This window comes from Roseateles oligotrophus (assembly GCF_014204525.1).
In the GTDB taxonomy this organism is placed as follows: domain Bacteria; phylum Pseudomonadota; class Gammaproteobacteria; order Burkholderiales; family Burkholderiaceae_C; genus Paucibacter_A; species Paucibacter_A oligotrophus_A.
Map to the genome: position 1 here is coordinate 1 of NZ_JACHLP010000021.1, position 4040 is coordinate 4040.

The following is a 4040-nucleotide window of genomic DNA, read 5'->3' on the forward strand; positions in this document are numbered from 1 at the left end:
GCCCTCATCATCATCGCGCTGGAGAACAAGATCGGCGACCTGGGCAAGGCCCTGGCCGACGCCACGGGCGTGCAGTGGTTCAACGGCCTGGGCGAGTCGGTCAGCCTGGTCACCGGCCTGATCTTCATCGTCTGCGTGCTGGCCTTCCGCCGCGGCATCGTCGGCGAGGCCCTGGCCTGGCGCGAGCGGATCAAAGGCTGACAGCGGCGACGCTCAAAGCCAGATGCGGCGCGCCGCCGCAAAAACCAGTTCGACCGACTCCTGCGTGCCCGCGTCACGGGCTTGCAGGGGCGCGATCAGCGACAGATCGGTCTCCAGCCCCGGCTCGCGCAACAAGCTCAGGCCAGACTGGTGGCTCTCGCGCAAGGCCACGTCTTCGCGCGCCAAAGACAGGCCCAGGCCGGCGCGTACCAAGTCCAGCATGGAGGCCTCCTGGTCCACACTGGCGGCCACGCGCGGGCGCAGCCCTAGGCCGCGAAAAATCGGGCTCAACAAGCGGTTGTGCACCGAATCGGGCGGCGTCCAGATCCAGGGCAGCTGGGCCAGGGCCTGCCAATCGCCGCGCATGCGGCCGCGCCAGCCGCGCGGACCTATCACCACATAGCGCAGCCGGGCCAACTGCTGGCGGCGAAACTGCTTGTCATCGCTGTCACCCAGATAAAAGCCCACATCCAGGCGCCCCGCCCTGAGTTCGCGCCGCACCCAGCCGGAAGTGCCCTGCCGCAGCTCGGGGCGACGCTGCGGCAGGGTCGCCGACAGGCCGGCCAATAGCTCACCCAGGCGAATGAAATTGGGGTCAAGAATAGTGCCGATATTGAGCGGTGCGGCCTCGACGGCGAGAGCCCGCAGGGGCGCGCCCACGGCGCGCTCGAAAGCCTGAGCCGAACCCAGCGCCTCGCGCGCTTTGGGCAGCAAGCGCAAGCCTTCTTCGGTCAGCGTCAGGCCTCGCCCATTGCGCACAACTAACGTGATATTCAAGCGTTCTTGGAGTGCGCGCAGCTGCATAGAAACGGCCGCCTGCGTGAGGTGCATCTGCTCGGATGCATGGCCCAAGGTGCCGCCATCGGCCACCGCGACAAATATCGCCAGCTGCTTATATTCCACTCGCATGATTTAAGTATTCCTGAAATCTCACTTCCAAACATCTGAAGCTGCCGCCCCCGAATCCGCCCTATTCTCGCGCTCATTCAGCCCAAGGAAAACAGCAGAGATGCGAATTTCCTGTACTCGGAACCTTGCCCCGGCTTGACCCGCAGGCCCGCTCTCGCCACCTTTGCCGCCTTTTGTCCATGAGCCAAAACAGCTTCGACTACATCATTGTTGGTGCCGGCACGGCCGGCTGTGTGCTGGCCAATCGCCTGTCCAAAGACCCCACGATCCGGGTGCTGCTGCTGGAGGCAGGCGGCCGCGACAACTATCTGTGGATTCACATCCCCGTCGGCTATCTGTACTGCATCGACAACCCGCGCACCGACTGGTGCTACCGCACCCAAGCCGAGCCGCGTTTGCAAAACCGTGCCCTGCTCTATCCGCGCGGCAAGGTCTTGGGCGGCTCCTCCTCCATCAACGGCATGATTTATATGCGCGGCCAGGCAGCCGACTACGAGGGCTGGGCTGCCCAGGGCTGCCCGGGCTGGTCATGGCAGGAGGTGCTGCCTTATTTCAAGCGCTCGGAGGACCACCACGCCGGCCCCAGCGCCATGCATGGCGGCGGCAATGAGCTGAGGGTCGAACGCCAGCGCCTGTCCTGGGAGATTCTGGATGCGTTCAGGCAGGCCGCCGCCCAGGCCGGTATTCCACCCACCGAGGACTTCAATGGCGGCGACAACTTTGGCTGCGGCTATTTCGAAGTCAACCAGCGCCGCGGTGTGCGCTGGAATGCAGCCAAGGCATTTTTGCGCCCGGCTCTGCGGCGCGGCAATCTGAGCGTGCTCACGCAGGCCGAGGTACAACAACTGGTGCTGGACGAGCAAGGCCGCTGCACCGGCGTCATCGCCCATGTCAAAGGCCATCTGCAAAAATTTACGGCTCATGAGGAGGTGCTGCTCAGCTCGGGCGCCATCGGCTCGCCGCTGACGTTGGAGCGCTCGGGGCTGGGCTCGGCGCGGCGCCTGGCCCGGCTGGGCATCCCGGTGCGACGCGATTTGCCCGGCGTGGGTGAAAACCTGCAAGACCATTTGCAGCTGCGCATGGCTTTCAAGGTGCGGGGCGTCCAGACGCTCAACGAACAAGTGCATTCGCTGCTGGGCAAGGGGCTGATGGGCTTGCGCTACCTGGCCACCCGCAGCGGCCCACTGGCCATGGCGCCCAGCCAGCTGGGTTGCTTTGCACGCAGCCCCATGAGCCCGCTGCGCGCCGACCTGGAATACCATGTGCAGCCCCTGTCGCTGGACCGCTTCGGCGACCCGCTGCACCGCTTCCCGGCCTTCACGGCCTCGGTCTGCGATTTGCGCCCCAGCTCGCGCGGTTCGGTGCATCTGGTCAGCGCCGAAGCCGGTGCCGCGCCCCAGATTGCACCCAACTATCTGTCCACGGAACGTGACCGTCAGCTGGCGGCAAGCGCGCTGCGCCTGACCCGCCACATCGTCAGCCGCCCGGCTTTGGCGCCCTATCAACCCGAGGAATTCCTGCCCGGACCGCAGGCGCAAAGCCCCGAGGAGCTGATCGCTGCGGCCGGACGCATAGGCACGACGATTTTTCACCCGGTGGGCAGCTGCCGCATGGGACCTGAGCATGACGAGTTGGCCGTCGTAACGCCCGATTTACGGGTACGCGGCGTGCGCGGCTTGCGCGTCGTGGATGCCTCCGTCATGCCCTGCCTGCCCTCCGGCAACACCAATGCCCCCACCACCATGATTGCCGAGAAAGCCGCCGACATGATTCTGCTGGCTCGCCAGCAGCGTTTGCGCGGCCAGGACAACGCCCACACTCACGGAGCCACTGCCTGATGCCCAATACCCATGCCTCCCTGCCCGTCCGGCCAACGGCGGCCGGCCCACGGTCCAACTACCTCCGATGTGCGGGCCGAGAAATCCATTTCACCGAATGGGGTGTCGAGCATTCCCGCAGCGTGATCGCCTGGCACGGCCTGGCGCGCACCGGCCGCGATATGGACCCACTGGCCGCCCAGCTGGCCCAGCACTACCACGTGATCTGCCCGGACACCTTGGGCCGCGGCCTCTCCCAATGGAGCCCGCAGCCGGAGCAGGAATATTGCCTGGACTTTTATGTCCACCAGGCCCAGGCCCTGGCCAACCAGCTGGGCCTAGCCCAATTCCACTGGGTGGGCACCTCCATGGGCGGCGCCATCGGCATGGTGGCCGCCGCCACCCGACTGAAGGGCCGCATCCTCAGCCTGGTGCTCAACGATATCGGCCCGGAAATGGCCGCGCCCGCCGTGCAACGCATCCGCAGCTATGCCGGCCGGCCCGAGGCTTTCGACAGCGTCAGCGAGCTGGAGCAGTACTTTCGCAAAATCTACCAACCCTATGGCTGGATCAGCCCCGAACAATGGCGCTTGCTGACCGAAAGCTCGGTACGCCGCCTGCCGGACGGCCGGGTCACGCCGCATTACGACCCTGCCATGGCGGGCCAGTTTGAACACCATCCCGATGACTACAAACTCTGGTCCGTCTGGGACCAGCTGAACCTGCCCGTGCTGGCCCTGCGCGGCGAGCACTCCGATCTGCTGCTGCCCGAGGTCGCCCAGGCCATGCGCGAGCGCGGCCCACGCGCCCAGGTCGTCGAACTGCCCGACTGCGGCCATGCGCCGGCGCTCAATGTGCCGCTGCACTGGGATTTGATCGAGCAGTTCCTAGCCAAATACTGAGCAGCCCGGAGCCCCCTATGGCCAGCGAATTGATCCTCGAGACCCAGAACCTGAGCAAAGAGTTCAAAGGCTTCACCGCCGTGGACGCCGTCAATCTGCAAGTGCAGCGGGGCCACATCCACGCCCTGCTGGGCCCCAACGGCGCGGGCAAGACCACCTGCTTCAATCTGCTGACCAAATTCCTGGAGCCCACCCGCGGCAGCATTCTTCT

4 protein-coding genes and 1 pseudogene are annotated in these 4040 nt (G+C 65.7%); 4 read left to right on the forward strand and 1 reads right to left on the reverse strand.

Annotation, left to right across the window (positions count from 1 at the left end):
* A pseudogene (locus tag HNP55_RS23870) lies at positions 1-201 on the forward strand (branched-chain amino acid ABC transporter permease); the annotation flags it as partial.
* A 12-nt stretch (positions 202-213) separates the two neighbouring features.
* On the opposite strand, the gene HNP55_RS23875 reads toward HNP55_RS23870, so the two are convergent.
* The gene (locus HNP55_RS23875; protein WP_184304903.1) at positions 214-1110 is read right to left on the reverse strand and encodes a LysR family transcriptional regulator; all 897 of its coding nucleotides are present in this window, start codon (positions 1108-1110) and stop codon (positions 214-216) included.
* Positions 1111-1289: 179 nt separating this feature from the next.
* Between HNP55_RS23875 and HNP55_RS23880 the strand changes: the two genes are divergently transcribed.
* The 3 genes from HNP55_RS23880 to HNP55_RS23890 all read left to right on the forward strand — a co-directional run.
* Positions 1290-2948 carry a GMC family oxidoreductase gene (locus tag HNP55_RS23880; RefSeq protein WP_184304905.1) on the forward strand — a complete coding sequence of 553 codons (1659 nt, stop codon included), beginning with the start codon at positions 1290-1292 and terminating at the stop codon, positions 2946-2948.
* The gene (locus HNP55_RS23885) at positions 2948-3829 is read left to right on the forward strand and encodes an alpha/beta fold hydrolase (protein ID WP_184304907.1); all 882 of its coding nucleotides are present in this window, start codon (positions 2948-2950) and stop codon (positions 3827-3829) included. Before HNP55_RS23880 ends, HNP55_RS23885 begins: the two co-directional genes overlap by 1 nt.
* Positions 3830-3846: 17 nt before the next feature.
* Positions 3847-4040: ATP-binding cassette domain-containing protein (locus HNP55_RS23890; RefSeq protein ID WP_184304909.1), on the forward strand; the 194-nt coding region annotated here is incomplete at its 3' end.

Excerpts from the sequence above, each read along its gene's own strand:
- HNP55_RS23880 (WP_184304905.1), top strand. The coding sequence starts at position 1,290 with ATGAGCCAAAACAGCTTCGACTACATCATTGTTGGTGCCGGCACGGCC.
- HNP55_RS23885 (WP_184304907.1), top strand. The coding sequence starts at position 2,948 with ATGCCCAATACCCATGCCTCCCTGCCCGTCCGGCCAACGGCGGCCGGC.
- HNP55_RS23875 (WP_184304903.1), bottom strand. The coding sequence starts at position 1,110 with ATGCGAGTGGAATATAAGCAGCTGGCGATATTTGTCGCGGTGGCCGAT.